This window comes from Streptomyces sp. NPDC008086 (assembly GCF_042957325.1).
GTDB lineage: Bacteria > Actinomycetota > Actinomycetes > Streptomycetales > Streptomycetaceae > Streptomyces.
In genome coordinates this window covers 442,251-467,967 of record NZ_JBIBIA010000009.1, presented here as the reverse complement: position 1 = coordinate 467,967, position 25,717 = coordinate 442,251, and the positions used below count along the sequence as shown (strand labels likewise).

At 71.6% G+C, this 25,717-nt stretch carries 22 protein-coding genes; 8 read left to right on the top strand and 14 right to left on the bottom strand.

What is annotated here, in order from left to right:
- Positions 1-83: 83 nt before the first annotated feature.
- Positions 84-1,115 carry a DUF3533 domain-containing protein gene (locus tag ACFZBP_RS32105; RefSeq protein ID WP_391418136.1) on the bottom strand — a complete coding sequence of 344 codons (1,032 nt, stop codon included), beginning with the start codon at positions 1,113-1,115 and terminating at the stop codon, positions 84-86.
- 160 nt (positions 1,116-1,275) lie between these two features.
- On the opposite strand from ACFZBP_RS32105, the gene ACFZBP_RS32100 reads away from it, so the two are divergent.
- The 3 genes from ACFZBP_RS32100 (at position 1,276) to ACFZBP_RS32090 (ending at position 6,781) form a co-directional block, all read left to right on the top strand.
- Complete coding sequence (locus ACFZBP_RS32100; RefSeq protein WP_391418134.1) at positions 1,276-4,725, top strand: DNA polymerase III subunit alpha; 3,450 nt, start codon at positions 1,276-1,278, stop codon at positions 4,723-4,725.
- Positions 4,722-5,696 (top strand): hypothetical protein, encoded by a 975-nt coding sequence (locus ACFZBP_RS32095; protein WP_391418122.1) that lies wholly within the window; start codon positions 4,722-4,724, stop codon positions 5,694-5,696. Before ACFZBP_RS32100 ends, ACFZBP_RS32095 begins: the two co-directional genes overlap by 4 nt.
- 176 nt (positions 5,697-5,872) lie before the next feature.
- Positions 5,873-6,781: an alpha/beta fold hydrolase gene (locus ACFZBP_RS32090; RefSeq protein WP_391418120.1), complete on the top strand. Its 909-nt coding sequence runs from the start codon at positions 5,873-5,875 to the stop codon at positions 6,779-6,781.
- A gap of 71 nt (positions 6,782-6,852) precedes the next feature.
- On the opposite strand, the gene ACFZBP_RS32085 is transcribed toward ACFZBP_RS32090, so the two are convergent.
- Positions 6,853-7,896 (bottom strand): lytic polysaccharide monooxygenase, encoded by a 1,044-nt coding sequence (locus ACFZBP_RS32085; protein ID WP_391418113.1) that lies wholly within the window; start codon positions 7,894-7,896, stop codon positions 6,853-6,855.
- Positions 7,897-8,077: 181 nt separating this feature from the next.
- Between ACFZBP_RS32085 and ACFZBP_RS32080 the strand changes: the two genes are divergently transcribed.
- Complete coding sequence (locus ACFZBP_RS32080; RefSeq protein WP_383449927.1) at positions 8,078-8,527, top strand: GNAT family N-acetyltransferase; 450 nt, start codon at positions 8,078-8,080, stop codon at positions 8,525-8,527.
- A gap of 24 nt (positions 8,528-8,551) precedes the next feature.
- Here the strand turns inward: ACFZBP_RS32080 and ACFZBP_RS32075 are convergent, their stop codons facing one another.
- Positions 8,552-8,689 carry a hypothetical protein gene (locus ACFZBP_RS32075; protein WP_383449928.1) on the bottom strand — a complete coding sequence of 46 codons (138 nt, stop codon included), beginning with the start codon at positions 8,687-8,689 and terminating at the stop codon, positions 8,552-8,554.
- A gap of 139 nt (positions 8,690-8,828) precedes the next feature.
- Between ACFZBP_RS32075 and ACFZBP_RS32070 the strand changes: the two genes are divergently transcribed.
- Positions 8,829-9,461: a methyltransferase domain-containing protein gene (locus tag ACFZBP_RS32070; protein WP_391418109.1), complete on the top strand. Its 633-nt coding sequence runs from the start codon at positions 8,829-8,831 to the stop codon at positions 9,459-9,461.
- Positions 9,462-9,498: 37 nt separating this feature from the next.
- Here the strand turns inward: ACFZBP_RS32070 and ACFZBP_RS32065 are convergent, their stop codons facing one another.
- Complete coding sequence (locus ACFZBP_RS32065) at positions 9,499-9,999, bottom strand: DUF402 domain-containing protein (protein WP_383449930.1); 501 nt, start codon at positions 9,997-9,999, stop codon at positions 9,499-9,501.
- The gene (locus tag ACFZBP_RS32060) at positions 9,980-10,909 is read right to left on the bottom strand and encodes a GNAT family N-acetyltransferase (RefSeq protein WP_391418106.1); all 930 of its coding nucleotides are present in this window, start codon (positions 10,907-10,909) and stop codon (positions 9,980-9,982) included. Before ACFZBP_RS32060 ends, ACFZBP_RS32065 begins: the two co-directional genes overlap by 20 nt.
- A 70-nt stretch (positions 10,910-10,979) precedes the next feature.
- Here ACFZBP_RS32060 and ACFZBP_RS32055 point away from each other — a divergent pair, with 70 nt between their 5' ends.
- Positions 10,980-11,348, top strand: coding sequence for a GntR family transcriptional regulator (locus ACFZBP_RS32055; RefSeq protein ID WP_383449932.1), 369 nt, complete (start codon positions 10,980-10,982; stop codon positions 11,346-11,348).
- Here ACFZBP_RS32055 and ACFZBP_RS32050 read toward each other — a convergent pair whose 3' ends face one another.
- Both ACFZBP_RS32050 and ACFZBP_RS32045 read right to left on the bottom strand, forming a co-directional pair.
- Positions 11,349-12,131 carry a DUF72 domain-containing protein gene (locus ACFZBP_RS32050; protein ID WP_391418104.1) on the bottom strand — a complete coding sequence of 261 codons (783 nt, stop codon included), beginning with the start codon at positions 12,129-12,131 and terminating at the stop codon, positions 11,349-11,351.
- A 16-nt stretch (positions 12,132-12,147) separates the two neighbouring features.
- Complete coding sequence (locus tag ACFZBP_RS32045) at positions 12,148-13,242, bottom strand: DUF5925 domain-containing protein (RefSeq protein WP_391418102.1); 1,095 nt, start codon at positions 13,240-13,242, stop codon at positions 12,148-12,150.
- Between the two features lie 119 nt (positions 13,243-13,361).
- Here ACFZBP_RS32045 and ACFZBP_RS32040 point away from each other — a divergent pair, with 119 nt between their 5' ends.
- Complete coding sequence (locus tag ACFZBP_RS32040; RefSeq protein WP_383449935.1) at positions 13,362-14,783, top strand: xylan 1,4-beta-xylosidase; 1,422 nt, start codon at positions 13,362-13,364, stop codon at positions 14,781-14,783.
- Positions 14,784-14,806: 23 nt separating this feature from the next.
- Here ACFZBP_RS32040 and ACFZBP_RS32035 read toward each other — a convergent pair whose 3' ends face one another.
- From ACFZBP_RS32035 to ACFZBP_RS32005, 7 genes are all read right to left on the bottom strand, one after another.
- The gene (locus ACFZBP_RS32035; RefSeq protein ID WP_391418099.1) at positions 14,807-18,664 is read right to left on the bottom strand and encodes a lipopolysaccharide biosynthesis protein; all 3,858 of its coding nucleotides are present in this window, start codon (positions 18,662-18,664) and stop codon (positions 14,807-14,809) included.
- Complete coding sequence (locus ACFZBP_RS32030) at positions 18,657-19,457, bottom strand: polysaccharide deacetylase family protein (protein ID WP_391418097.1); 801 nt, start codon at positions 19,455-19,457, stop codon at positions 18,657-18,659. The genes ACFZBP_RS32035 and ACFZBP_RS32030 overlap by 8 nt, the downstream gene beginning before the upstream one ends.
- Positions 19,454-20,488 (bottom strand): glycosyltransferase, encoded by a 1,035-nt coding sequence (locus ACFZBP_RS32025; RefSeq protein WP_391418095.1) that lies wholly within the window; start codon positions 20,486-20,488, stop codon positions 19,454-19,456. Before ACFZBP_RS32025 ends, ACFZBP_RS32030 begins: the two co-directional genes overlap by 4 nt.
- A complete protein-coding gene (locus ACFZBP_RS32020; RefSeq protein ID WP_383449939.1) occupies positions 20,485-21,306 on the bottom strand; it encodes a glycosyltransferase family 2 protein in 822 nt (273 codons plus the stop codon). Before ACFZBP_RS32020 ends, ACFZBP_RS32025 begins: the two co-directional genes overlap by 4 nt.
- 390 nt (positions 21,307-21,696) lie before the next feature.
- On the bottom strand, positions 21,697-22,794 hold the full coding sequence (locus ACFZBP_RS32015) for a GNAT family N-acetyltransferase (RefSeq protein WP_383449940.1): 1,098 nt from the start codon (positions 22,792-22,794) through the stop codon (positions 21,697-21,699).
- Between the two features lies 1 nt (position 22,795).
- Positions 22,796-23,221 (bottom strand): hypothetical protein, encoded by a 426-nt coding sequence (locus ACFZBP_RS32010; protein WP_391418092.1) that lies wholly within the window; start codon positions 23,219-23,221, stop codon positions 22,796-22,798.
- A 151-nt stretch (positions 23,222-23,372) separates the two neighbouring features.
- Entirely contained in the window at positions 23,373-24,581 is a 1,209-nt protein-coding gene (locus ACFZBP_RS32005; protein WP_383449942.1) for a S8 family peptidase, read from the bottom strand.
- A 316-nt stretch (positions 24,582-24,897) separates the two neighbouring features.
- Here ACFZBP_RS32005 and ACFZBP_RS32000 point away from each other — a divergent pair, with 316 nt between their 5' ends.
- The gene (locus tag ACFZBP_RS32000) at positions 24,898-25,707 is read left to right on the top strand and encodes an SGNH/GDSL hydrolase family protein (RefSeq protein ID WP_383449943.1); all 810 of its coding nucleotides are present in this window, start codon (positions 24,898-24,900) and stop codon (positions 25,705-25,707) included.
- Positions 25,708-25,717: the final 10 nt, after the last annotated feature.

Sequence of the window (25,717 nt, the reverse complement as noted above, 5' to 3'; positions counted from 1 at the left end):
CGTTTCGGTGCAGGCCCACTGCAATCCCTGGGGGCGCGGGGCTGTATCGATCCGCGGCTCCGCCGCGCGGGCGCGACCAGCCACTACGGACCCGCAGTCGGCGTCTGGCCGGGGTCCTTGCCGCGCACCTTCGCTGCCAGGAGGGTGACGGCTGTTCCCGCTGCTGCCCAGGCCGAGAGGACCAGGAGGGAGGGGGTTGTGTCGTTGCCCTTGAAGTAGGCGATGGAGCGGGTGGTCCAGGTGCCCGCGCCCGGGGGCAGGGCCGGGCCGAGGTCTCGCCAGAACGGGGGGAGGAGTGGGGGTGGGAGGGCGCCGCCCGCGCTGGGGTTGCCCAGGATGACGATGATCAGGATGACCAGGCCGATGCCGGCCAGGCCGAAGACGGCCTGGAAGGCGAGGGTGGCGGCGCCTACCGCGAAGGTGATCAGGGCGCCGACGCCCCAGAGGGCGGCGATGCTGCCGGGGAGTGCGCCCAGGACGGGGCCGACGATGAGGGCGCCGCCCAGTCCGGCTACGAGCGCGACCACGGCCATGGCGATGAGACGGATCAGTGAGCGTCTCGGGGTGGGGCGGCCGGCGCCCGAGCTGATCGTCATGATCGACGCGCAGAGGTAGCCGCCCACGCACCAGCCGACGGTCACGTAGAAGGACGTGAGGCCGTTGGCGTCGCGCGGGTCGGCGGGGGCCACGTCGAGGGTGCGGAGGGTGCGGGCCTCGGATTTCTCCAGGGTGGTGAGGAGGTTCTCCAGGGTGGTGGCCAGGACCCTGCCGCCCCCGGTGGCCACCAGGAGGGTGTCGGTGGTGCCGGTGGGGTTGAGGAGGAGGGCGCCGTCGATGTCGCGGTTCAGGATCTGGCGGCGGGCTGTCGCCTCGTCGGGCACCGTGCGGGGGGACAGGGGGTCGCCGGGCAGGCTTTCCAGACGGTCCACCGTTTGCCGGGCGGCCACCTCGGGGGCCACCACGCCGAAGGGGACGTTCCTGGGCTTCGGGTCGTGGAGGGCGCCCACGTAGGAGGCGATGAAGAGCAGGGCGAGGGCGACCACGCCGGTCACGAGCAGGGTGGCTCGGGGGGTGACGGCGTCCTTCACTTCGGCGAGGAAGGGGCTGGGAGGCATGCCCCCACGGTCGGGGGCCGGGGGTGTTTGCGCAGGTGGGGGGCGGCCGAATGGATGTCGTACGGATGTTCGAGAAATAGTCTATGGTGGGGGTGGGGGCATTGGGAACTGATGTTCGAGAGCCTGGCCGGGTCTCGGGAGTGTGAGTCGGGAGGTGCGTGTGTCGGGGTTCGCGCATCTGCACACCGCCTCCGGGTTCTCCCTGCGGTACGGCGCCTCGCACCCGGAGCGGCTGGCCGAGCGTGCCTCCGAGCGGGGGATGGATGCCCTCGCGCTTACTGACCGGGACTCGCTCGGGGGTGCGGTCCGGTTCGCCAAGGCCTGTGCGGCGGCGGGGGTGCGGCCGTTGTTCGGGGTGGAGCTGGCCGTGGAGGAGTTCGTGTCCGGGGGCTCGGGGGCGGGGCGGCGGCGGGCGCCGGTGCGGGGAGGTGCCTTCATCGACGAGTCGGCGCCTCGGGTCACCTTTCTCGCCCGGGACGGAGGCCGGGGATGGGCCGATCTGTGCCGGATCGTCTCGGCCGCGCACGCCGGTGAGGGGTCGGCGCTGCTGCCTCGGGGGGACAACCGGGGGGACGGGCTGATCGTCCTGCTCGGTGTCCAGTCCGATGTGGGGCGTGCGCTTGCCGCCGGTCGTCCCGATCGGGCGGCCCGGCTGCTGGAGCCCTGGCGGGAGGTCTATGGGGACTCCCTGCGGCTGGAGGCCGTGTGGCACGGGCGTGAGGGCACCGGGCCGGGGTCGTTGCGGCTGGCCGCCCGTACCGTCGGTTTCGCCGCCGAGCAGCGGGTGCGGCCGGTGCTGAGCAACGCCGTGCGGTACGCGGATCCCGGGCTGGGGCCGGTCGCCGATGTGCTGGACGCCGCGCGGCGGCTCGTGCCCATCGACTCGACCAAGGAGCTGGACTCCGGCGAGGCCTGGCTCAAGGGCGCGGGGGAGATGGCGAAGGTCGCCGAGCGGGTCGTCGAGGCCGCGGGCTTCCGGCGCGATGCCGCGCACCGGTTGCTGGAGCAGACCGGCGCCGCCGCCGCCGAGTGTCTTGTCGATCCCGAGGACGATCTCGGCATCGGCACCGTCCACTTCCCCGAGCCGTATCTCGTCGGCGCCGGGCAGCGCACCGCCCAGCGGACGCTCGCCTCGCGGGCGGTGGCGGGCATGGTGCGGCGCGGCTATGACGGGCGCCGGGCGTACTGGGAGCGGATGCACCAGGAGTTGGACATCATCGCCCATCACGGGTTCGCCTCTTATTTTCTGACGGTTGCTCAGGTCGTCGACGACGTGCGGAAGATGGGGATCCGGGTGGCCGCCCGCGGGTCCGGTGCGGGGTCGCTCGTCAACCATCTGCTCGGGATCGCGCACGCCGATCCCGTGGAGCACGGGCTGCTGATGGAGCGCTTCCTGTCCAAGCGGCGGCTGGTGCTGCCGGATATCGATGTCGATGTGGAGTCCGCGCGGCGGCTCGAGGTCTATCGCGCGATCATCGACCGGTTCGGGAGTGAGCGGGTCGCGACCGTCTCGATGCCGGAGACCTATCGGGTGCGGCATGCGATCCGGGACGTGGGCGCGGCCCTGTCCATGGACCCGGCCGACATCGACCGCGTCGCCAAGTCCTTCCCGCACATCCGGGCGCGGGACGCCCGGGCGGCCCTGGACGAGCTGCCCGAGCTCAGGCAGCTGGCGGGGGAGCGGGAGAAGTACGGGGAGCTGTGGGAGCTGGTCGAGGCGCTCGACGCCCTGCCCCGGGGGATCGCCATGCATCCGTGCGGGGTACTGCTGTCCGATGCTTCCTTGTTGTCGCGTACGCCCGTCATGCCGACCAGCGGCGAGGGCTTGCCCATGTCGCAGTTCGACAAGGACGACGTCGAGGACCTCGGGCTGCTCAAGCTCGATGTGCTGGGCGTGCGGATGCAGTCGGCTATGGCGCACGCGGTCGCGGAGGTGGAGCGGGTCGCGGGGGAGCGGATCGATCTGGACGCGCTCGACTTCGAGCGGGGGGACGGCGACGCGGAGACGTACCGGCTCATTCGTTCGACGGAGACGCTCGGGTGCTTCCAGATCGAGTCGCCGGGGCAGCGGGACCTGGTCGGGCGGCTTCAGCCGGCCACCTTCCATGATCTCGTCGTCGACATCTCGCTCTTCCGGCCCGGTCCTGTCGCCGCCGACATGGTGCGGCCGTTCATCGAGGCGCGGCACGGGCGGGCGCCGGTGCGGTATCCGCACAAGGATCTGGAGGGGCCGCTGCGGGAGACGTACGGGGTCGTCGTCTTCCACGAGCAGATCATCGACATCGTGCACATCATGACCGGGTGCGGGCGGGACGAGGCGGACCGGGTGCGGCGGGGGCTGTCGGATCCCGAGTCGCGGGGGCGGATCCAGGTGTGGTTCGCGCAGCACGCGGCGGCGCGCGGGTACGACGCGGAGACCGTCCGGCGGACCTGGGAGATCGTCGAGGCCTTCGGGTCGTACGGCTTCTGCAAGGCGCACGCGGTCGCCTTCGCGGTGCCCACCTACCAGTCGGCCTGGCTGAAGGCCCATCACCCGGCCGCCTTCTACGCCGGGCTGCTCACCCACGACCCCGGGATGTATCCGAAGCGGCTGCTGCTGGCGGACGCGCGGCGGCGTGGGGTGCCGATCCTGCCGCTGGACGTGAACGTGTCGGGGGTCGCCCACCGTATCGAACTGGTGTCTGAATCGGGGGAGTCGGAGGGCGTCTGGGGGCTGCGGCTCGCCCTCTCCGACGTGTACGGCATCAGTGAGGCCGAGGCGGCGCGGATCGCGGACGGGCAGCCGTACGCCTCGCTGCTCGACTTCTGGGAGCGCGGTCGGCCCAGCCGGCCGCTCGCCCAGCGGCTCGCGCAGGTCGGCGCGTTGGACGCCTTCGGGGCCAACCGGCGTGATCTGCAACTGCATCTGACCGAGCTGCACCGGGGTGCCCGGGGCAAGGGGGGTGGCGGGGGTCAGCTCCCGCTGAGCGGCGGGCGGAGAACGGCGGCGGCCGGGCTGCCCGACCTCAGCTCGCAGGAGCGGCTCAGCGCCGAACTGGGTGTGCTGTCGATGGACGCCTCGCGCAATCTGATGGACGACCACCGGGAGTTCCTGGACGAGCTGGGCGTGGTCAGCGCGCGGCGGCTGCGCGAGGCCCGGCACGGGGAGACCGTGCTGGTCGCGGGGGCCAAGGCGGCCACCCAGACGCCGCCGATCCGGTCCGGCAAGCGGGTCATCTTCAGCACGCTGGACGACGGCACGGGCCTGGTCGACCTCGCCTTCTTCGACGACTCGCACGACGCGTGCGCCCACACCGTCTTCCACTCCTGGCTGCTGCTGGTACGCGGGGTCGTGCAGCGGCGCGGGCCGCGCAGTCTGAGCGTGGTGGGCTCCGCCGCCTGGAACCTCGCCGAGCTGGTCGAGCTGCGCGCCGAGGGCGGCCTCGATGTGGTGGCGGCACGGCTGGCGGCGCCCGTCGCGGAGGGGGACGGGGACGATCCGACCCACGGCCGGCGCATCCACCTGTCGACCGGATACGAGATGCACCCGTGGGCCGATCTGCGGCCGGCGGGTCAAGAGCCATCACAGGTAAGGAAGTTGTGGCACCAGAGTCCGGGGAGTGCGGGATGACCATCCTCTGCGTACGTTTCCAGCTGCCGCCGACGGACGACGCGGCCCTGCCCGGGCTGCTCGGACTGCTGGAGGACTTCACGCCCGTGGTGGAGGCGCTGCCGCCCGACGGGGCGCTGGCCGATCTGCGGGGCGCCGAGCGGTACTTCGGGCGCGGCGCGCTCGAACTGGCGTCGGTGATCCGGGTGCGGGCCCTCGCCCATCACGGGATCGACTGCGCGATCGGCGCCGGGCCGGGGCCGATGCTGGCCCGCGTGGCACTGCGGGACGCCCGGCCCGGGGTGACCTGTGCCGTTCCCGAAGGGCCGGACGCCATCGCGGAGTTCCTCGCCGACAAGCCCGTCGCCGCGCTGCCCGGCGTCGGCGCCGCGACCGCCCGCACCCTGTGCGAGTACGGCCTCGACACCCTCGGCCTGGTCGCCGCCGCGCCGCTGTCCACGCTCCAGCGGCTGGTCGGCGCGAAGGCCGGGCGTGAGCTGCGCGAGAAGGCGAACGGAATCGACCGGGGCCGGGTCGTCCCGAACGCCGTCTCGCGGTCGCTGGCCACCGAACGCCCCTTCACCCGCGACGAGCTGGACCCCGACCGGCATCGCCGCGCCCTGCTCTCGGCCGCCGACGAGCTGGGCGCCCGGCTGCGCGCCCTGGACAAGGTCTGCCGCACCCTGACCCTCACCGTCCGCTACGCCGACCGCTCCTCGATGACCCGCAGCCGCACCCTGAAGGAGCCGACGGCCCACTCGGCGGCACTGACCAAGGTGGCGTACGGCATGTACGAGGCGCTCGGCCTGCAGCGCGCCCGGGTGCGTGCCCTGGCCCTGCGCGCCGAGGGGCTCGACCCCGCCGAGCAGGCCTCCTATCAGCTCACCTTCGACCCGCTCGACGAGAAGGCGCGGCGCCTCGAGGAGGTCGCGGACCGCGCGCGGGCGAAGTTCGGGCCGCATGCGGTGAAGCCGGGGTCGCTGGCCGCGTAGTGACGGTTCGTCATGGTTTGTGAACCGCCCCTTACTATCACTGGAAGTTTTTACTGACGCGTAACTTCACACGTCTACTACTCGCCCGTAACTTGACGAGTGAACAGCATCCTCGTGATCCGGATCACAGGGCGTAAGGCCGTCGCACCTCCCTTGAGCCGCAAGGAGATCACACGATGCTGCCCTGGAAACGAGCGCTCAGACCCGTGGCCGCGCTGCTGCTGACCACCGCGGTCGTCGTCGTCCCCGCCACCACCGCCCAGGCGGCCGAAGCGACGGCGACCTCGCACTGGGGGTCCCCCCTGCTCGAGCGAAGCCGAGAGCTTGGGGGAGGCTGGAACGACTACTCCTGCAAGCCCTCCGCCGCCCACCCCCGCCCCGTCGTCCTCGTGCACGGCACCTTCGCCAACTCCGTCGACAACTGGCTGGGCCTCGCGCCCTATCTGGTGAACCGCGGCTACTGCGTCTTCTCCCTCGACTACGGCCAACTGCCGGGCGTGCCCTTCTTCCACGCCCTCGGCCCCATGGACAAGTCGGCGGGGCAGCTGTCGACCTACATCGACACCGTCCTCGCCGCCACCGGCGCCGCGAAGGCCGACCTCGTCGGTCACTCGCAGGGTGGCATGATGCCCCGCTACTACCTCAAGTTCCTTGGCGGCGCCGCCAAGGTGAACGCCCTCGTCGGCATCGCGCCCAACAACCACGGCACCACCCTGGCGGGGCTCACCAACCTGCTGCCGTACTTCCCCGGCGCCGAGGACCTGCTCACCAGCGCCACCCCCGCCCTCGCCCAGCAGGTCGTCGGATCCGAGTTCATGACCAAGCTCAACGCCGGCGGCGACACCGTCCCCGGCGTCCGCTACACCGTCATCGCCACCAAGTACGACGAGGTGGTCACGCCCTGGCGGACCCAGTTCCTGGACGGGCCCGACGTGAAGAACGTGCTGATCCAGGACAAGTGCGCGGTCGACCTGTCCGAGCACGCGCTCCTGGGCCTGACCGACCGGATCGCCTTCCACGAGGTGACCAACGCGCTCGACCCGGCACGGGCGACGCCGACCACCTGCGCGTCCGTGGTCGGCTGAGCGACCGCGCGACCGAACACCACCGGGGTCTGACCGGCCTGAGCCGCCGGTCAGACCCCGGAAGCCTTGCGTCAGCGGCGTCCGCCGCCCGCCGCCCGCCGGCGCGCCGACGCGAACAGGACCGCCGAACCGAGCGCCAGCGTCGCCGCACCGCCCATCGCGAGATACGCCGTACCGCCGTCACCGCCGGTCTCGGCGAGGTTCTCGGTGGCGCCGGCCGCCTTCGGCCGGTTGGCCCGGGCGGATCCGGCACCCTCCTCCTCGGCCGCCGCCACCGGCTCCGCCGACGTACTGGCGTCCTGGTCGCCGTGGCCGTGGTGCTCGATCGTCGACTGCTCGGCGCCGGCCTCGATCTGCTCCTCGGAGGGCGCGGAGGCACTCGGGGCGGGGGCGACCGCCTCGCTGTCGGACCCGGACCCGGACCCGGACCCGGAGTCGTCGGTGCTGCCGGAGCCGTTGCCCGAGCCGCCGGCGTCAGCGCCGCCGAACGTCACGTCCGAGCAGGAGTAGAAGGCCTCCGGGCTGTCCGAGCGCTGCCAGACCGCGTACAGCAGCTGCTTGCCGGAGCGCTGGGGCAGGGTGCCGGAGAACGTGTAGAAGCCGCCCGTGGCCGCCGGGTCGGTGGCCGTGGCCACCGGGTTCGCCAGGTCCAGGTCGTCCCAGGCCAGCGGTTTCGTCGGGTCGTATCCGGGCTTGGTGATGTAGACCTTGAAGGTGCCCTTGTGCGGGGCGGTCACACGGTACTTGAAGGTGTACGACCCGCTGCTCACGCCCGTCGCCGGCCAGTCGGCGCGGGCCAGGTCGAGCCCCTTGAACTCGTCGCTGTTCGCGCTGCACAGCCTGCCGTCCGGGATCAGCTCCTGGTGGCGGCCGTCCGCGTTGCCGATGCGTATGCCGTTCCAGTCGTACAGGGCCTGCGTACCGCCTGCCGCGACCGCCGCCTTGCACGCGTCGGACCTGGGGCTCTCCGGGCCCTCCGCGTAGCACTGCGAGACCCGGCTGACCGGATCGCCCATCGAACCGTGCGCGGAGGCGGGCGCGGTGGCGAGGGCGGTCAGGGCGAGCGGGGCCAGGCCGAGGGTGGCGACGGCGGCGGCCTTGCGGCGTGCGGGCATGGAAGATCTCCTCAAGGGGGTTCTGACGCGTGGGGTGAATCCCGGGGGGCGAATCCCGTGGGGGCGATCAGAAGCTAGCCCGAGGAAACCGCGAAATCGCCTGCTGGAGGCGGGTGATGGCGATCTTTAGGGTCGCCTTAAGGGAGTGCTGAGACTGCGATCAGGTAGGTACCGTCGCGGTATGACGGACGAGGACATCCGGGCGGCGGTCGCCGCCGACGTACCAGCCGTGAAGGCCGTGACCGACGCCGCCTACCACCGCTACATCGAGCGGATCGGACGGGCGCCCGTGCCCATGCTGGCGGACCACGCGGCGAACGTGGCCGAGGGAAAGGTGTTCGTCACGGGCGAGCCCGTGATCGGGCTCCTCGTGCTCGAGACACACGGGGACCATCTGTTCCTCGACAGCATCGCCGTCCACCCCGACGCGCACGGCAGGGGCGTGGGGCGGCGGCTGCTGCACTTCGTGGACGCACACGCGCGTGCGCTGGGCCTGCCCGAGGTCAGGCTCTATACGAACGCGCTGATGTGGGAGAACCAGAAGATCTACCCGAAGTACGGCTACGAGCTCATCGAGCGGCGCATGGACGGGCCGTACGACCGCGTCCACTACCGCAAGCGGCTCGACTGACGTGTCTCACCGGGGCCGACGGTCTCAGCCGTCCGGCCACCAGGTGCGCGCGATGTCCTTGCGGACCTCGGGTCGTCCCGAGGGGCGCTCGTCCGCCTCCTCCTGGACCCGGCGGGCATCCGACTGCCTCTTCAGGGGCTTCTGCACGGTCACACGGCGCATGGCTGCCTCCTTCAGGGGCTACCGAGTTCCTCGTTCTTGTGGAGGTAGACCCTTCCGGGGAGAGTTCCTCATCGCCGCTGGTCCTGTCAGTGGCGGCTGTCACGATCCGACTGTCAGTGGCGGGTGTCACTCTTGGCCCATGACGAACGGTGAACACGCCATCACGGACGCAGCGGCGGGCACGGACGTGGACTGGGACGCGGCCGCCGCGGACTTCGACGCCGAGCCCGACCACGGCCTGCGCGACCCCGAGGTGCGCCGGGCCTGGGCGTCCCGGCTGCGGTCCTGGCTGCCCGAGCGCGCCTGCGACGTGCTCGACCTCGGCAGCGGCACCGGCAGCCTGTCGCTCCTCGCGGCCGAACAGGGACACCGGGTCACGGGGGTGGACCGCTCCCCGGCGATGGTGGACCTGGCCCGCGCCAAGCAGGCCGGGCGGGACGCGGCGTTCCTCGTCGGCGACGCGGCGGCGCCACCGGTCGGGGAGGAGCGGTTCGACGTGGTGCTCGTCCGCCATGTCCTGTGGGCCCTGCCCGACCCGGGCCGGGTCCTGCGGCACTGGCGCGGACTACTGCGCCCCAAAGGACGGTTCGTGCTGGTCGAGGGGGTCTGGGGCACCACCGCACCGACGGTCGGCATACCGGCGGACCGGCTCACCGCCCTCCTCGCCCCGCTCGCCGGCGCCCTCCGCGTGGAGCACCTGTCCGGGGACGCGCGGCTGTGGGGGAGGGCGGTGGACGACGAGCGGTACGCGGCCGTGGCCGTGGTGGCCTGACCGGAGTGGCCGGACGAGGGCGTCGGACCAGGGCGGGCTAGGCCAGGAGCTCGCCGAGGCCGGCCCCGCGGGCCAGGTCCTCCAAGGCGTCCAGCGCCGCCACGGCGGCCTCGGCGGCCTTCGGATCCGTCCGTCCGAGGCCGCTCTCGGCGAACTCGTCCTCGTCCAGGCGGCGTACGTCCGTGCCGTCGGCGGAGCACCACAGGTCCAGGTCGAGGTCCTCCACGACCAGCTCGGCGCCGGACAGCGTCGCCGGGCGGGTGACGTCGCAGTACCAGCCCTTGAGGGCCCCCGTGGCGGCGCGGACCTCCTTCACCGCGTACCACCGGTCCCGCCAGTAGTACTCGGTGAAGACGTCGCCCGGCTCGAAGCGGACGAAGCCGAAGTCACGGACCCCGGTGCCGGCCCAGGGCGCGCGGACGGCGATCCGGGTGCCGTCGTCGGAGAGCAACTCGGCCGCGTAACGGATCTTCGTACGCCCGGCCTTGACCAGGACGACCTCCAGCAGACGTCCCTGGTCAGTCGAGTTCACGGACATGGCGCACCTCCGTCGCACAGATCTCATAGCCGAACCACTTGTTGATCGCGAGCATGGGCCCGTTGCCGGTGTCGTTGCCCGTGAAGGCCTCCGTGTACCCCGCGGCGCGGGCGCGGTGCAGGGAGTCGTTCTTCGCCAGCTTGGCCAGGCCGCGGCCGCGGAAGGCGCGCGCGGTACCGGTCATGACGGTGCCGTACCGGGTGCCGCCGTCCGTGCGGGCCGCGCTGAAGGCGGCGGGGCGGCCGTCGACCACGGCGACGGACGTCAGCTCGCGGCTGAAGAGCGGGTGCTGCCAGGTGTCCTGGAGCCAGGCCTCGTAGTCGGTGAACTCGTAGGTGATGTCGCTCGGTTCGTCGGACAGCGTCTCCGCGTCCAGGTCGAACAGCGGACGCGGATCGTCGGCGAAGTCGGCGCCCGTGCGCAGCTCGACGCCCGGTGGCAGGCTCCGCGGCGGGGGCAGTGTGCCGTTCGCCAGGTCCAGGCGGAGGAAGTGCGCCGAGCGGCTCTCGCGGTAGCCGCGCGCCTCGGCGAAGGCGCGGTTGCCGGGCTCGTCCAGGACCCAGGCGAACAGCCTGGTCGCGCCCACGGCGGCCAGATGCCGCTCGGCGGCCCGGACCAGCATCGAGCCGGCGCCCCGGCCCGTGCGCTCCGGATGCACGTACACGTTGACGTAGCCCTGTCCGGGCTCCGGGCTCTCATGGACCAGCCCGACCTGCGCCGTGCCGATCACCTCGCCGTTCTCCTCGGCGAGAAGCGGCTGGTAGCGGGCGTCGGGGTGCATGTGGGTGACGTCGTAGGAGACGGATTCCGGGGTGACCAGGTAGCACGGGAGGGCGAGGTGGCGGACGTGGGAGAAGCCCTCGGCATCGGCTCGCACGTCGGGGCGGAGCGGGCGCACGGTAATAGTCATCACCGCGCACGCTATGAGGCGGAGGCGCCGGGGTGCCTCTCATTTTCCGGTGGTACGGGACAATCGCCCTGTGACCTTGAAGATCCACATCGATGACAGTGCCGCGCCCTACGAGCAGGTGCGGGCGCAGATCTCCGAGCAGGCGCGGTCGGGGGTGCTGCCGGTGGGCTACCGGCTGCCGACCGTGCGGGGGCTGGCCGAGTCGCTGGGGCTGGCGGCCAACACCGTCGCCAAGGCCTACCGGGCGCTGGAGAGCGACGGGGTGATCGAGACGCGGGGCCGCAACGGCACGTTCGTGGCGGCCGCCGGATCGGCCGCGGAACGGGAGCTCGCGTCGGCCGCGGCGGCGTACGTCGAGCGTGCCCGGCGGCTCGGGCTGACGGAGGCGGACGCGCTCGCCGCCGTACGGGACGCCCTGCGGGCGGCCTACGGGGAGTAGTCAGCGCCCGGCCTTCGAGCGCCCGGCGAGTTCCGGCGTGCGGGTGACGGCGAGCCCTGCCCGGGCCGCCGCCCTCCCGAACACCACCGCGTCCCGCACCGCCGCCCCGCCGGGGTCGTTGTTGAAGTACGCGTACATGTCCTCGGTATCGGACCAGGTGGTCGCGACGCGGTCGACCCAGGTCTCCAGGGAACGCCGGCCGTAGCCGGGCCAGGGGTGGGCGCGGCCCTCGTGGAAGCGGACGTAGCCCCAGTCCGTGGTACGCCACAGGGGTGTCACCGGGCGGGCCTGGACGTCGGCCCAGCACAGGGCGGCCTGCCGGGACTCCAGAACCTCACGGGTGCGGGCCGTCCACCAGGACTCGTGGCGGGGCTCGACCGCGACCCGCGTGCCGGACGGGAAGCAGGCCAGACACGCGTCCAGGAGACCGGGGTCGGCGCGCAGGGTCGGCGGGAGCTGGAGGAGCACGGGCCCCAGGCGGTCACCCAGGCCCGCCGCGTGGGACATCAGACGGTGCACCGGCTCCTCGGGATCCTTCAGGCGCTTGATGTGGGTGAGATACCGGCTCGCCTTCACCGCGACCACGAAGTCCCGTGGCACCCGGTCCCGCCACGCCTCGAAGTTCTCCCGCGTCGGCAGGCGGTAGAAGGCGTTGTTGATCTCGACCGTGGCGAAGTGCTCCGTGTACTCCTCGAGCCACAGCCGCATGGGTACGTCGGCCGGGTACAGGACGCCCTTCCAGTCCCGGTACTGCCACCCCGAGGTGCCGACGAACAGGGTCATACCCTCCATCAAAGCACTACAGGTACAGCCCCGCGTCCGCCCCGTCCCGCGGGTCCGGCAGCGACGTCGGCGACGTGCCGCGCCGTAGCGCGTACAGCTCCGCCAGCGTGGCGCCCTCGCGGCCGATGCCCTCCTCCGTGCCCAGCCAGTTCGTCGCCTCCCGGCGCGTCAGCGCGCCCACCTCGATCCGGGCCAGACAGCGCCCGGGCCGGACGACGGCGGGGTGCAGGCGCTCCAGGTCCTCGTTGGTGGTGACGCCGACCAGCACGTTGCGGCCCTGGCCCAGCAGACCGTCGGTCAGGTTCAGCAGCCGCGACAGCGCCTGCCCCGCCGTGTGCTTCGCCTCGCCGCGGATCAGCTCGTCGCAGTCCTCCAGGAGCAGCAGCCGCCAGCGGCCCTTGCCCGTCGAGTCGTCCTCGCCGATCGCGATGTCCATCAGATAGCCGACGTCGCTGAACAGCCGCTCCGGGTCCAGGACGCAGTCCACCTGGCACCAGTCCCGCCAGGACCGGGCCAGCGTCCGCAGCGCCGACGTCTTGCCGGTGCCCGGCGGGCCGTGCAGCAGGAGCAGCCGGCCCGCGATGTCCTCCGGGGTCGTCTTCATCAGCCGGTCCATAGCGTCCGCCACCGGCGCGGTGTAGTTGGCCCGCACCTCGTCCCAGGTGCCCGCCGAGATCTGCCGGGTCGTGCGGTGCGGGCCGCGCCTGGGGGAGACGTACCAGAAGCCCATGGTCACGTTCTCCGGCTGCGGCTCGGGCTCGTCCGCCGCGCCGTCCGTCGCCTCGCCCAGCACCCGCGCCGCCAGTTCCTCGCTGGTCGCGGTCACGGTGACGTCCGCGCCGCGGTTCCAGCGGGAGATCAGCAGGGTCCAGCCGTCGCCCTCCGCCAGCGTCGCGCTGCGGTCGTCGTCGCGGGCGGCGCGCAGCACACGGGCGCCCGGCGGCAGCAGCGTCGCACCGGACCGTACGCGGTCGATGTTCGCCGCGTGCGAGTACGGCTGCTCGCCCGTCGCGAAGCGGCCGAGGAACAGCGCGTCGACGACGTCGGACGGCGAGTCGCTGTCGTCGACGTTGAGCCGGATCGGCAGAGCGTCGTGTGGGTTCGCAGACATGCGGCCATGATCCGGCACACGGCGGCCCGGTGCACCCGGTTTCCCCGGCATGTACCGCGGGCGGTCCAGAGTGACGAAACCCGCCCGAGGGGCCGTCACCCCCGTTACCGTTGTCCTTGATGGGACGTCATGGGTGGAATTCGGGGGCACGGCGGTGGCGGCTCACCGCGCTGCTCGGTGTGGGCGTTGCCGCGCTGGCCCTGGTGGTGACCCTGCTCAACACGCTTCCCGGGAACGGCGCGAGCACCGAGGGCACCACCCGCGACGGCGACAAGGTGCACGGCAGCCCGACGGCCACGCCGGACGCCACGAACCCCGAGGTCGGCTGGGGGTTCACCCACACCCAGTACAGCGCCGACGAGGGCGCCGCCGCGGCCGTGAAGCGCGTCGAGGGACGGCTCGCGGACGCCGGAGGGCTGCCGCAGATCCAGCACATCATGGGCTGGGGCGCCGACAACCCCGAACCGGTCGAGGGGCGCTACGACTTCGAGGCGATGGACCGCCGGATCGACTTCGTCCGCGCCTCCGGCAGCACCCCGGTCGTCACCCTGTGCTGCGCCCCCGACTGGATGAAGGGCGGCGAGGCCGGCGTCGACGACACCGACTGGAGCCAGGACGCCCTGGAGACGGCACCCGAGCCCGAGCACTTCGACGACTTCGCCGCCCTCGCCGTGACCGTCGCCAAGCGCTATCCGGACGTACGCCACTTCATCGTGTGGAACGAGTTCAAGGGCTTCTGGAACGACGCCGAGGCCCGCTGGGACTTCGAGGGCTACACCCGGCTCTACAACCTGGTCTACAAGGCGCTGAAGAAGGTCAACCCCGAGATCATGGTCGGCGGGCCGTACCTCGTGATGGACAGCGTCGACCCGCGCGCGCAGGAGGCCTCGACGGAGCTGAAGGGCTCCTGGGGCGCCATGGACCAGCGCACGATCGACGCCTTCGCGTACTGGAACCGGCACCGGACCGGCGCCGACTTCGTCGTCGTGGACGGCTCCAGCTACACCCGGGACGACGAGCTGCTGCCCGACGAGTTCACGGCCACCGACAAGTTCACGGACGTCAGCCGGTGGGTGCGGAAGCAGACCGGCGATCTGCCGCTGTGGTGGGCCGAGTACTACGTGGAGCCCGCCGACGGCAACGACGACCGCAAGGGCTGGTCCGAGGCCCGCCGGGTCGCCGTCCAGGCCGCCGGAATGATCGCGTTGGCCAGGGGCGGCGCCTCCTCCGCCTTCTACTGGAACCCGGAGGAGGAGAAGGGCACCGAGTGCGCCGGCTGCCTGTGGACGCCGACCGACACCGCGAGCGGCGGCCAGAAGCTGCCGATGTACGACCTGCTCGCCCGGTTCGGCGAGGAGTTCCGGCCGGGAACGGAGCACAAGTCGGTGTCCGTCGCCGACGGCGACAAGGCCGACGTCCGCGTCCTGGCCACGGACAGGGCGATCCTGGTGGTGAACACCCTGGACCGGCAGACCAGCGCGACGATCGACGGCGACAAGGTCGAGCTCCAGGCGTACGAGGTGCGGTGGCTCAAGCGCTGAGCCACCGCACCTCTGCCGTACCGCTACTTGATCGTCAGGAACCGCTGCACCAGCGAAGCCAGCAGCACCGCCAGCAGCGGCAGCGAGAACCAGAAGCTGCTCTGCAACCAGCGCAGCTGCCGCACGCTGGGCGCCATCGCCACCCGGGCGATCTCGCGGGCCATCAGCAGCACGATCAGCGCGAGCGCCGCGAGCCCCCCGACCACCGACCACGGCGTCCAGGTCACCTGCGGCCCGATCGGCCCGGGATCGGCCTTCGCCACCTCGCCCGCCGGCTGCTCGCGCAGGGCGTACATCGTCACGTCGGCGTTGGCGAAGACCTTCCTCAGCTCCTGCCGCTCGTCCAGGTGCCGAAGCAGCCGCGACTCCCAGGTCGCCGAATAGCCCACGTCCATCCGGAGATAGGTGACCTGCCCCCGGTTGATCATCAGATACGAGTTCGGGCCCGCGTCCTTCAACGACTTGACCAGGCCCGACACCAGCACCGGGTCGGCGGGCGCCAGCGTCGGCAGGTACTCCACCTTCTCCATGTCCTTCGCGCCCCACGGCATCGACGGCGTCACCACGTTGACCGGGTCGTCGCTCAGCCACAGCAGCCGCACGGTCGGATCGTCATGGGCGTACACGAAGTCCATGGCGGCGACCTCGCCGGGCCGGATCCGCTCGAACGGCTCGTTGCCCCACCGGGCCACCAGGAAGCCGCCCATCAGCACCAGGCCCGCCATCAGCGCGGCCAGCGGGGCGAGGCTCACCCGGTCCTTGTCGCGCTCCTTCGCGGTGACGCCGGTGCGCGGGAAGAAGGCCAGACCGGTGAGCAGCGCCGCGCCGGGCAGGGCGAACATGAAGACGCGCAGCGCCATCTCACCGCCGTACGACTGCATGCCGAAGCCCAGGAACGGCACGAAGGTGAGGACGAGCAGCGAGCGCTCCCGGTAGTGGTGGAAGCGCCGGCGCCACCAGCCCCAGCAGGCGAAGGCCATCACACCGCCGGCCAGGAGCACGCGCACGTACAGCACGAGCTTGTGGGTGGAGCTGCCGCCCTCGATCCGGCCCGAGACGGACGAGGACACGTTGCTGCCGACGCCGCCGACCCCGCCGAAGAGTTCGTCGAAGTGCCCGGACCAGTACGGCTCGGCCATGAAGCCGATCCAGACGGTCACCATGACGCCGAACAGGATCGGCAGGCCGCGCAGTTCGGACTTGCCGATCAGCACGAGCCCGGTCAGCACGCCCAGCATCACGAACGGCGTGAGCTGGTGGGCCGGGACACTCGCCGCGAACAGCCCGATGACGACCGCCAGCAGCACGGCCTGCTGCGGCCGGTTCGCCGGCTCCACCTCGACCTCGCCCGGTCGCCGCTTCGCCCAGATCACGTGCGGCGCCCGGAACCAGACCAACAGGATCGCGGCGAAGACGAGGTACAGCAGGTAGGTGAAGCCCTGCGGCGAGAAGTAGTCCTGGCCCACCCAGCCGCTGAGCACGAACACCCAGATACCGGTCCACTTGGCCCGCCAGCTCGCCCGCATCGAGCGCACCAGCAGGAACATCGGCACCAGGTACAGCAGTTGCATGGCCAGCGGCCACCAGCGGATGACCTCGGTGAGATCGCCGACCCCGCACGCCTGCGCGACGAACGCGGCCACCGCGAAGAACCCCGGCCAGCTCCAGCGCGCGTCCAGGTCGGGCACGGCCGACCCGGTGCGGTCGATGTAGTCGAGGAAGCCGAGGTGCTGCCAGGCCGTGGCGAACCGCGGCTCGACCTCGATCAGCGCGGGCAGGGCGTGCAGCGACACCACCGTCGCCAGCAGGGTGACCAGCAGCAGCGCCCGGTGTTCCCGGCCCAGCCAGAGCAGCGAGGCGAACACCACCGCCAGCAGCGCCGCCCCGACCAGCGTCGGCAGCGGCAGCACGGAGATCAGCCCGAGCCCGCCCATCCCGTCCAGATCGGCCTCGCCGAGCCGCAGCGCGGGCACCCAGTACAGCAGCAGCGCGGCGATCAGCAGACAGCCGAGGACGACCCCGAGACGGGTCGGCAGCAGCCGCTCCCGCCAGGTCGGCGGCGGCGCGTCGGGCTGCCGTACGGGCTCTTCGGGCATGGGCGGCTCTTCCCGTACGGCACTCTCCTGCCGTACGACGGCCTCCTCCCGTACGACAGCCTCCTCGCGTTCCTCCGGCACGGGCGCCTCGCCGACCTTGCCCGCGTCGAAGTCCGTCTCGAACGGCGCGTCCACCTCGGCCGGCCCCATCGAGGCCTCCGAACCGGGCTCGCGCTCCTCGACCGGCAGTCCGACCTCCGGCTTGCGGGCCCAGGTCGGCCGGTGGTCCGGGCGGACCGGCGGGGTGCCCGTGGGCGGCGTGCCCGGCCCCGGGCGGACGTCGGGCCGGCGTTCGAGATGGTCGAAGTCGACGTGGATGCCGAGCGCGAGGGTGTCGGTGTCGAGCGCCCACCCGGGCCCCCGCCCGCGCGCCCCCTCGGGCACCTCGCGCGCCCCCAGGTCGGCGAGGTCACCGTCGGGCGCCGCGTCCTCGGGGACCTCGGCCGAGGACGCCCGCACGATCCGGTACAGCTTGGGAGCCGCGACGGCGACGATCACGGACAGCGAGACGATCTCGGCGACGCCGGCGCCGGTCAGGCCCATACGGGGGAGCAGCACCAGCGTCAGACCCAGCACCGACGCGCACAGCAGGCCCTGCAGCCAGGCCAGTCCGGCGGTGCGGCTCTGCGCGCGCAGCACCGCGAAGTACGTCTCCATGACGACCCGCAGCAGCGCGCCGACCGCGAACCAGCGCAGCAGCGGGGTCGCCGCGTCCGCGTAGCCCTGGCCGAAGACGCCCAGGATCCAGGGCGCCCCGAAGAACAGGACCGCGGCGACCGGCACCATGATCCGCGCCATGCGGCGCAGCGCCGCCCGGGTGTTGGCGGCCAGCCGCCTGGGGTCGTGCGAGCTCTCGACCGTGAGGGAGGCGCCCATGTTGATGGCGAGCAGATTGACCGTGCCGCCGATCGTGGCCGTGATGTAGAAATACGCGTTGTCCTCGGCGGAGACCCGCGCGGCCACGATCACCGGGATCAGATAGACCACGGCCAGGGAGAACAGCGAGCCGGTGTAGTCGCCCGCCAGGAACCGGCCGATCTCCCGCAGCGACGGTGGCCGGGCGTGCTCCTCGGTGGCCGCCACATGACGTGGCACCAGCCGCCGGAACACCAGCCAGCCCAGCGGCAGCACCGACACCGCGATGGCCGCGACCCACGACACGAAGACCCCGGCGGTGGGGATCGCCACCGCGAAGGCCACCAGCAGACCCAGCTTCACCGCCGAGAACACGGTGTTGCCGACCGGCACCCACACCGCGCTGCGCAGTCCCGTCAGCACGCCGTCCTGAAGGGTGAGCAGATTCCAGGCGATGACGGCGACGACGAAGAAGAGCCCGTTGACCGGCCCGTTCAGGAACCGGTACGACGGCCCCCACAGGTCCAGCGTCAGCAGGAAGACGCCGGCCGCCAGCGCCACCACGACGCAACTGCCCGCGTACGTCCGGAAGATCAGACGGCCGCTCCTACGGCCCGCGACCGGGATGAACCGGGCCAGCGCTCCGGTCAGCGTCACCGCCGTCAGACCCGCGAGGAACTTCATCGCGGCGATGGCGGCGGACCCCTGACCGACCGCTGACTCGGAGTAGTAGCGGGCGGCGGCCAGCCAGAAACCGAGCCCCAGCACGGCGGAGATTCCCGTGTTGATCATCAGGGCGTAGGCGTTGCGGAACAGCTGACTGCCCCCGGAGGACCCGCCCAGTCCGGGCAGGCGAAGGCGGCGCCCCGACTGCTCGGGCGCCGTGGCGTCGGTCGATGCGGGCTCGGTCGTGGTCGTCGTGTCAGACACGGGAACGAATGGCCTTCCGGCGGACCTGTCGTGCTCTGCGGACCACGGCGTACCCCTTGGTGAGGGCACGGTCCCTGGCGAAGGCGCGGGCGATGGCACGGCCCTCGACCATCCGCCCGAACTCCTCGATGCCGGTGGTGCGGCGCACGGTCAGCCGGGTGAGGGCGTACGGCCCCTGCCGGCGCCGCGCGAGGCCGTTGTTGACGGCGAGCGCCTGGGCGTACCCCGTCTCGTGCACCGCCTCGCGCACCCGGCGGCTGGAGTAGCCGTACGGGTAGGCGAACGACGCCGGGACGGTGCCGAGTTCATCGCTGATGATCTCCTTGCACAGGATCAGCTCGGAGCGCAGCCTGTCGTCCGGGAGCTGGTCGAGCTGGGGATGCGTGTGGCTGTGGCCGCCGATCTCGACGTCCGCCCCGGCGAGTTCGCGCACCTGGTCCCAGTCGAGCATGGCGTCCAGGCCGCCCCCGGTGTCGTGCGGGCCACGCAGCCAGCCCGTGGAGACGAACAGTGTCGCCGGGAAGCCGTGCTTGGCCAGCACGGGCAGGGCGTGCCGGTGCACGCCCTCGTAGCCGTCGTCGAAGGTGATCAGCACCGGCCGCTCCGGCAGCGGCTTGCCCGAGCGCCAGCGCGCCGCGAGATCGGCGGTCCTGACGGGTGTGAGGCCCAGGTCGCCGATCAGCGCCATCTGTTCCGCGAACGCCTCCGGCGCCACCGACAGCTCGCGGGTGGCGTCGTTCGGCGAGGTGGAGACGGCGTGGTACATGAGGATCGGTACGCGCCCGTCGGTCATCTGCTGCCCCCCTCGATACCGGCCTCCCCCTCGACGCCGGCTTCCCCTTCGACGCCCACCACCGAGTACGTGACCCCGCCCCGGCGCGCTCGGACACTCCCCACGACGTACCCACCGGCGGCCGTCAGCACCCCCGCGACGATCGCGCCCGCGCGCCCCGCGCCGCCCGGCCGGGCCAGCACGGCGTCCCGCAGCCCGCGCGCCACCCCGGCCGGCAGCACCCGGGTGGTGTACCGGCGCTCGGACTCAAGTCCCTTGTCCGTGCCCACACTTCGGGCCACCAGCGCCTTCGACAGACCCTCGGCGTAGGTCCGCGTGCGGAAGTACCGGAAGCGCTCGCGCGGTCCGGGCACCCGGTGGTGGATCACCGAACGGTCGTCGATCAGCAGCACGGCGTCGGGCCGGGCCCGGGTGAGCCGGATGCACAGCTCCGTCTCCTCGCCGCCCAGCGGCAGCCGGTCGCCGTCGCGCCCGATGCCGGTGGCGAAGCCGCCCGCGAAGTCGAACGCCGTACGCCGGAAGGAGGCGTTGCCGCCAAGGACGTTGCGCACCTTCACCCGGCCGCGCGGCAGGCCCCGGTAGGTGCAGCCCACCACCCAGTCGAACTCCTCCGGGAACCAGGCCGGCCGCCTCCCCGACGCCCAGACCGGCTCGGTACGCCCGCCGACGGCCATGACGTTCGGGTCGGCGTATCCGGCGGCGAAGTGCCGCAGCCAGTCCCGCTCGGCCACGGCGTCGTCGTCGAGGAAGGCGATCACCTCGCCGTAGGAGGCGGCGATACCGGTGTTGCGGCCGGCGGACAGCCCACGGGGCCCCGCGTTGGCCAGCACCCGCACCTCGCCCCCGCCGTCCCCGGACTCCTTGTACTCCTTGGTCAGCCGGTCCAGGAGCGCCTCGTTGTGGTCGACGACCAGCAGCGTCTCCAGGGCCGGATAGGCCTGCGCCCGCACCGAGGAGACCGCCGCGAGGATGTCCTCCCAGCGGTCCTCGGTGTACACGCAGATCACGACGGAGATGTCGGGACCGCTCAAGACACCTCTCCCCGCACCGAGTCGAGCATCGGGGAGTGGTGGCTCCGGCTGCGCAGGGCACGCCGGTTGGAGCGCTCCCGCAGGATCACCTTGAGCACCCGCAGCCCGTCCCGCACGGCCCGCAGATTGCTCGTGCCGTGGATGCGGAGGTACTCGTGGCTCGGGATCTCCTGCACCTTCAGCCCCGCCTTGACGACCCGGATGTTCATCAGGGTCTCCACCTCGAAGCCGGTGCAGTCGAGCTCGATCTTGTCCAGGCAGTGCCGCCAGAACGCGTTGTACCCGTAGCAGAGATCGGTGTAGCGGGCGCCGAACTTGCGGTTGACGGCCGTGCACAGCGCCCAGTTGCCGAGCTTGCGGATGAAGGTCATGTCGTCGGTGCCGCCGCCGTTGGCGAAGCGGGACCCCTTGGCGAAGTCCGCGCCCGAGACCAGGGCGGAGACGTACGAAAGGATCTCGTTGCCGTCGGCCGAGCCGTCCGCGTCGACCATCACGATGATGTCGCCGGTGGCCGCCGCGAACCCGGTGGTCAGGGCATCCCCCTTGCCCTTCCCGCGCTGTCGCACGACCTTGACGTCCGGCCACAGCTCACGGGCGACCTCGACGGTGTCGTCGGTGGAGTTGCCGTCCACCAGGACCACTTCGTGTATCCAGTCCGGAAGTGTCTTGAAGACGTACGGAAGGTTCTCCGCCTCGTTCATGGCCGGGATCACCACGCTCACCGGTGGCGCGATGGCCAGGTGCGAGGAGACGGGCCGATACTTGCCGACTGTGGACGGACCTTGGTCCGCGACCGCCGGGCGCAGCACAGAGCTCATGAGTCTGGTCCCTCTCGTCCGGTGGACCGCCCGCCCCTGGGCGGCCCGGTGTTGTGTCCGGTTCGAAAGGGGGGTTTCTCACGTACGGCACGGCCGGATGGATCTCCGTGCACGCGTGGTGAGCTGGCATGTCTGGCCGGCCACCGGTAATCGGCGGCCGGTCGCGCGGCACGACTCGGTCACAAGTGCGGACACCGTCACCGAGCACCCCCCTACCGCGCCCCGCGCCGGGCCTGTCGCGGTCTTGAGCCCTCCCCTAGAGCCGCGTTTGACAGTCCGATGCGAGTGAGATGTACGACGGTATTGATGATTGAGCCTGTATGGCAAGAGCTGGAACGAGCTCTCACGTTTTTGTTGGTTTGGCCGTAACCGGCCGTCTTGCACCGGCCGTCACCGACGTCCCGAACGGATCTTCCCCATGCTCTTGAGGAGGCGGTCCGCCGGTTCGAACAGCTCCGGCCGTGCCTGCACGGTGTTGCGCAGCGCCCGGACCGGGGCACGCCGTGCCCGGTGTCCGAACGCGACCGGGTGACGCCGGGTCACCCACCCCTCCGACACCGTCAGCTCACGTGTCTTCAGGGAGTCCTTGTACTCCTTCTGGCCCCGGCCGAGATCCAGGTAGGCGATGCCGTCGGCGGCGGCCGCCTCGGCCATCCGCAGGTGCAGCACCAGACCCGGCGAGTACTTCGAGAACGCCGGGTCGTAGGCCGGGAACCAGCAGGCCAGTACCCGCTCGCCGCGCAGCCCGAAGTGCCCGGCGACCGGTCGGTCGCCCGCGTAAAGTACCGACAGGATCCCCGCGAACGGCTCCGAGCGGGTGTGGAACAGCTGCTCCACCAGCCGCGTGATCCACTCCTGTGCGAACCGGTCGCTGCGGCCAGTCCTGCGGTACTGCGCGGACTTCCACGCCATCAGCGTGTGCAGGGCCGCCGGATCACGCTCGTCGTGCACATACCGCACGCCCTCGTGGTCCCGGCCCAGCTTGCGCTCCTTCGCCAGCGTCGTCCGCGTGAACTTCGGTGACCGCTCCCGCAGTTGGCCGAGATACGCCTCGTATCCCTGGTCGACGTCCATGACCGGGGACGCGAACCGGCCGGAGACCTCCGTCCGGAACGCCGCCTGGCCCTCGACCAGGTGGTCGAACTCCCAGACGGCGAGCCCGCACGCCTTCAGCAGCTCTCGCGCGTCCCAGGTGAACCCGGGCCGGTGCACGACGCCCTGGGCGTCCGAGACGCCGAGACCGATGGCCCGGCCGACACCGGCCGCCGTGCGCTGGAACGGGAAGAACGCGGCCGGCTCGCCGCGCTCCCGGACGACCGCGATCCGCACCCCGCGCCGGCATCGGCCGATGGCGAGCGTGAACTCGGGCGAGAGGAACGGGTTGCCCAGCTCGGGCGAACCCTGGAGATGGGCCTTGGACTGCAAAGAGGTCCAGGCCGCCCGGTCGGCGGAGCTCAGCTCGCCGGGGCGGTACACGCTGATGTCCACGTCAGTCAGTTCGCCTTCTCGACGTACGGCCGCGCAGCCGCCGCACCACAACCAGCAGGAGAATGAGGGCGCTGATCGCGGTCACGGCCGCGATCCCGCCGAGCTCCGACCACCGGTGCACGGCCAGCATGCCCTGGGCCACCAGCATGTCGACGACGACCGCGCCCGCCACGGCGGCCACGGTCCGGCCGAAGGGATCCAGCCCGCGCAGCGCGGCGGCGATCGCCCCGGCCGGCATCGCGAGCAGGAAGAACAGCGTGCACGGGCCGCGCATCGGCGAGCCCGAGTCGACCAGCGCGAGCACCGCGCCGAGTCCCCCCACAGCCGTCGCGGCGCCCGCGAGCAACGGCTTCAGGTCCCTCCCCGGACCCGGCCGCGCACGCTCGGCGTCCTCGGACGCAGCTGTCTTGTTACCTATGGTCTGCATTGGCGACTTTGCCCCCCGAAGCGCCGGATGCCGGGCTTCAATGTGGCTCAGCTCCGTGGGGGCCGTCAAGACGTCCCCCCGGAACAGGGTGTTCCCCGGAGACGGCGGGCGTCTCCGGGGAACAGTGGGGTTCACCTCGTGCGGTGCCGGACTACGGAACGAGCTTCAGGAGCCGGTTGGGCGAACCGCTGCCGGGGCTGGTGACCACGTTCGCGGTGGCGCCGCTCGTCAGGGCCGAGGCGACGGCGGCCGGGGTGGCCGAGGTGTGGCTCGCCAGGTAGACGGCGGCCGCGCCCGCGACGTGCGGGGTCGCCATCGACGTACCGGAGATGGTGTTGGTCGCGGTGTCGCTGGTGTACCAGCCCGCCGTGATCGAGGAGCCGGGGGCGAAGATGTCCAGGACCGAGCCGTAGTTGGAGTAGCTCGCCCGGGCGTCGGAGCTGGTGGTGGCGCCGACGGTGATGGCCTGGGTCACCCGGGCGGGGGAGTACGAGGAGGCGTTGGCGCTGCTGTTGCCGGCCGCGATCGCGTAGGTCACGCCGCTGGCGATGGAGTTGCGCACGGCCGTGTCGAGCGAGGTGGAGGCGCCGCCGCCGAGTGACATGTTGGCGACCGAGGGACCGGAGTGGTTCGCGGTCACCCAGTCGATGCCCGCGATCACGCCCGCCGTGGTGCCGGAGCCGGCGTTGTCGAGCACCCGGACCGCGACGATCTTCGCCTTCTTGGCCACGCCGTACGTGGTGCCGGCGATGGTGGTGGCCACGTGGGTGCCGTGGCCGTTGCCGTCGGAGGCGGTGGTGTCGCCGTCGACGGCGTCGTAGCCGTAGGAGGCACGGCCGCTGATCTGCTGGTGCGTGATGCGCACACCGGTGTCGATGACATACGCCGTCACCCCGCTGCCCGCGCTGTCCGGGTAGGTGTAGGTGCCGGAAAGCGGAAGCGCGGCCTGGTCGATGCGGTCCAGGCCCCAGGGGGCGCTGGACTGGGTGGTGTCGGCCAGGTGGACCCTCTGGTTCTGCTCGACGGACGCCACCGACGGGTCGGCGGCGAGTCTCTTGGCCTCGGTCGCCGAGAGGGTGGCGGAGTAGCCGTTCAGCGCGGCGCCGAACGTCTTGTCCACCGCCCCGCCGTACTCCTTGATCAGGCCTTTGCCCGCGCTGGAGGCGGCCTTGAGGCCCGTGGTCTTCTTGAGCGTGACGATGTAGCTGTCCTTGATCGCCGTGGGGGATCCGGCGGCCAGGACCTTGCCCTCGGCCGGGGCGGCCTGGGCGGGCAGGGACGTGAGTCCGCCGACGAGGGCGGCGGTCGCCAGGCTGGTTATCGCGGCGAACCGGAATGTGTTGCTACGCAGTTGTGCCATGACGAGGGAGTCCTCCTCCAGGCGGCGCGCAGGGGTGGTGCGCGCACATGTGGGGGTGTGTGCGTGGGGTCGCACACACGACCTGGAACGTCGCGTTCCCGTTCTCGGGCCGAGGTAAAGGATCTGTGCTCCCGGGGTGACGGACAAGGGAGTTGACGATCTGTCAACAATCCTGTCATGGACACGAAATCGAATTCATGGCGAACCCACAGGATGGGCGGCGGGATGAGGGGAAAAGTCTTGGCATGGACACTTCCCGTCAACACGCGTAGTTGGTACGACGGTTATGGCAGAGATCCTGCTATAGGGAGGTTCCATGAGACGTTCCCGACTTTCCGTATACGTCGCCTCACTCCTCCTCGCCGTCGGTACCGCCCTCACCGGGGCGGCCACCGCGCAGGCCGCCGACACCGCCGCGATCGGCGGCTATGTGGCCCTCGGCGACTCCTACTCCTCCGGCCTCGGCGCGGGCAGCTACATCAGCGCCAGTGGCGACTGCAAGCGCAGCACGAAGGCGTACCCGTACCTCTGGGCCGCCGCGAACTCACCCTCGTCCTTCGACTTCACGGCTTGCTCGGGCGCTCAAACGGGTGATGTCACCGCCAGTCAGCTCGGCCCGCTCAGCCCCGCCACCGCACTGGTGTCCCTCTCGATCGGCGGCAACGACGCGGGATTCGCCGACATCATGACGACCTGTGTGCTCCAGGGCGACAGCGCCTGCGTGGGCCGCATCAACACCGCGAAGGCGTTCGTCGACTCGACGCTCCCCGGCAGGCTCGACAGCGTCTACACGGCCATCCGCGCCAAGGCCCCGTCCGCCCATGTGGTCGTCCTCGGCTACCCCCGCTTCTACAAGCTGGGCGCGTCGGGCTGCATCGGCCTCTCCGAGACCAAGCGCAGGGCCCTCAACGATGCCGCCGACCACATCGACGCCGCGATCGAGAAGCGCGCCCTGGACCACGGCTTCACCTTCGCCGACGTACGACCCGCCTTCACCGGGCACGAACTGTGCTCCGGCAGCGCGTGGATGCACTCCGTGAACTGGCTCAACATCCCGGAGTCGTACCACCCGACGGCCGCGGGCCAGTCGGGTGGATATCTGCCGGTGCTCGACAGCGCGGCCTGAGGAACCCCGG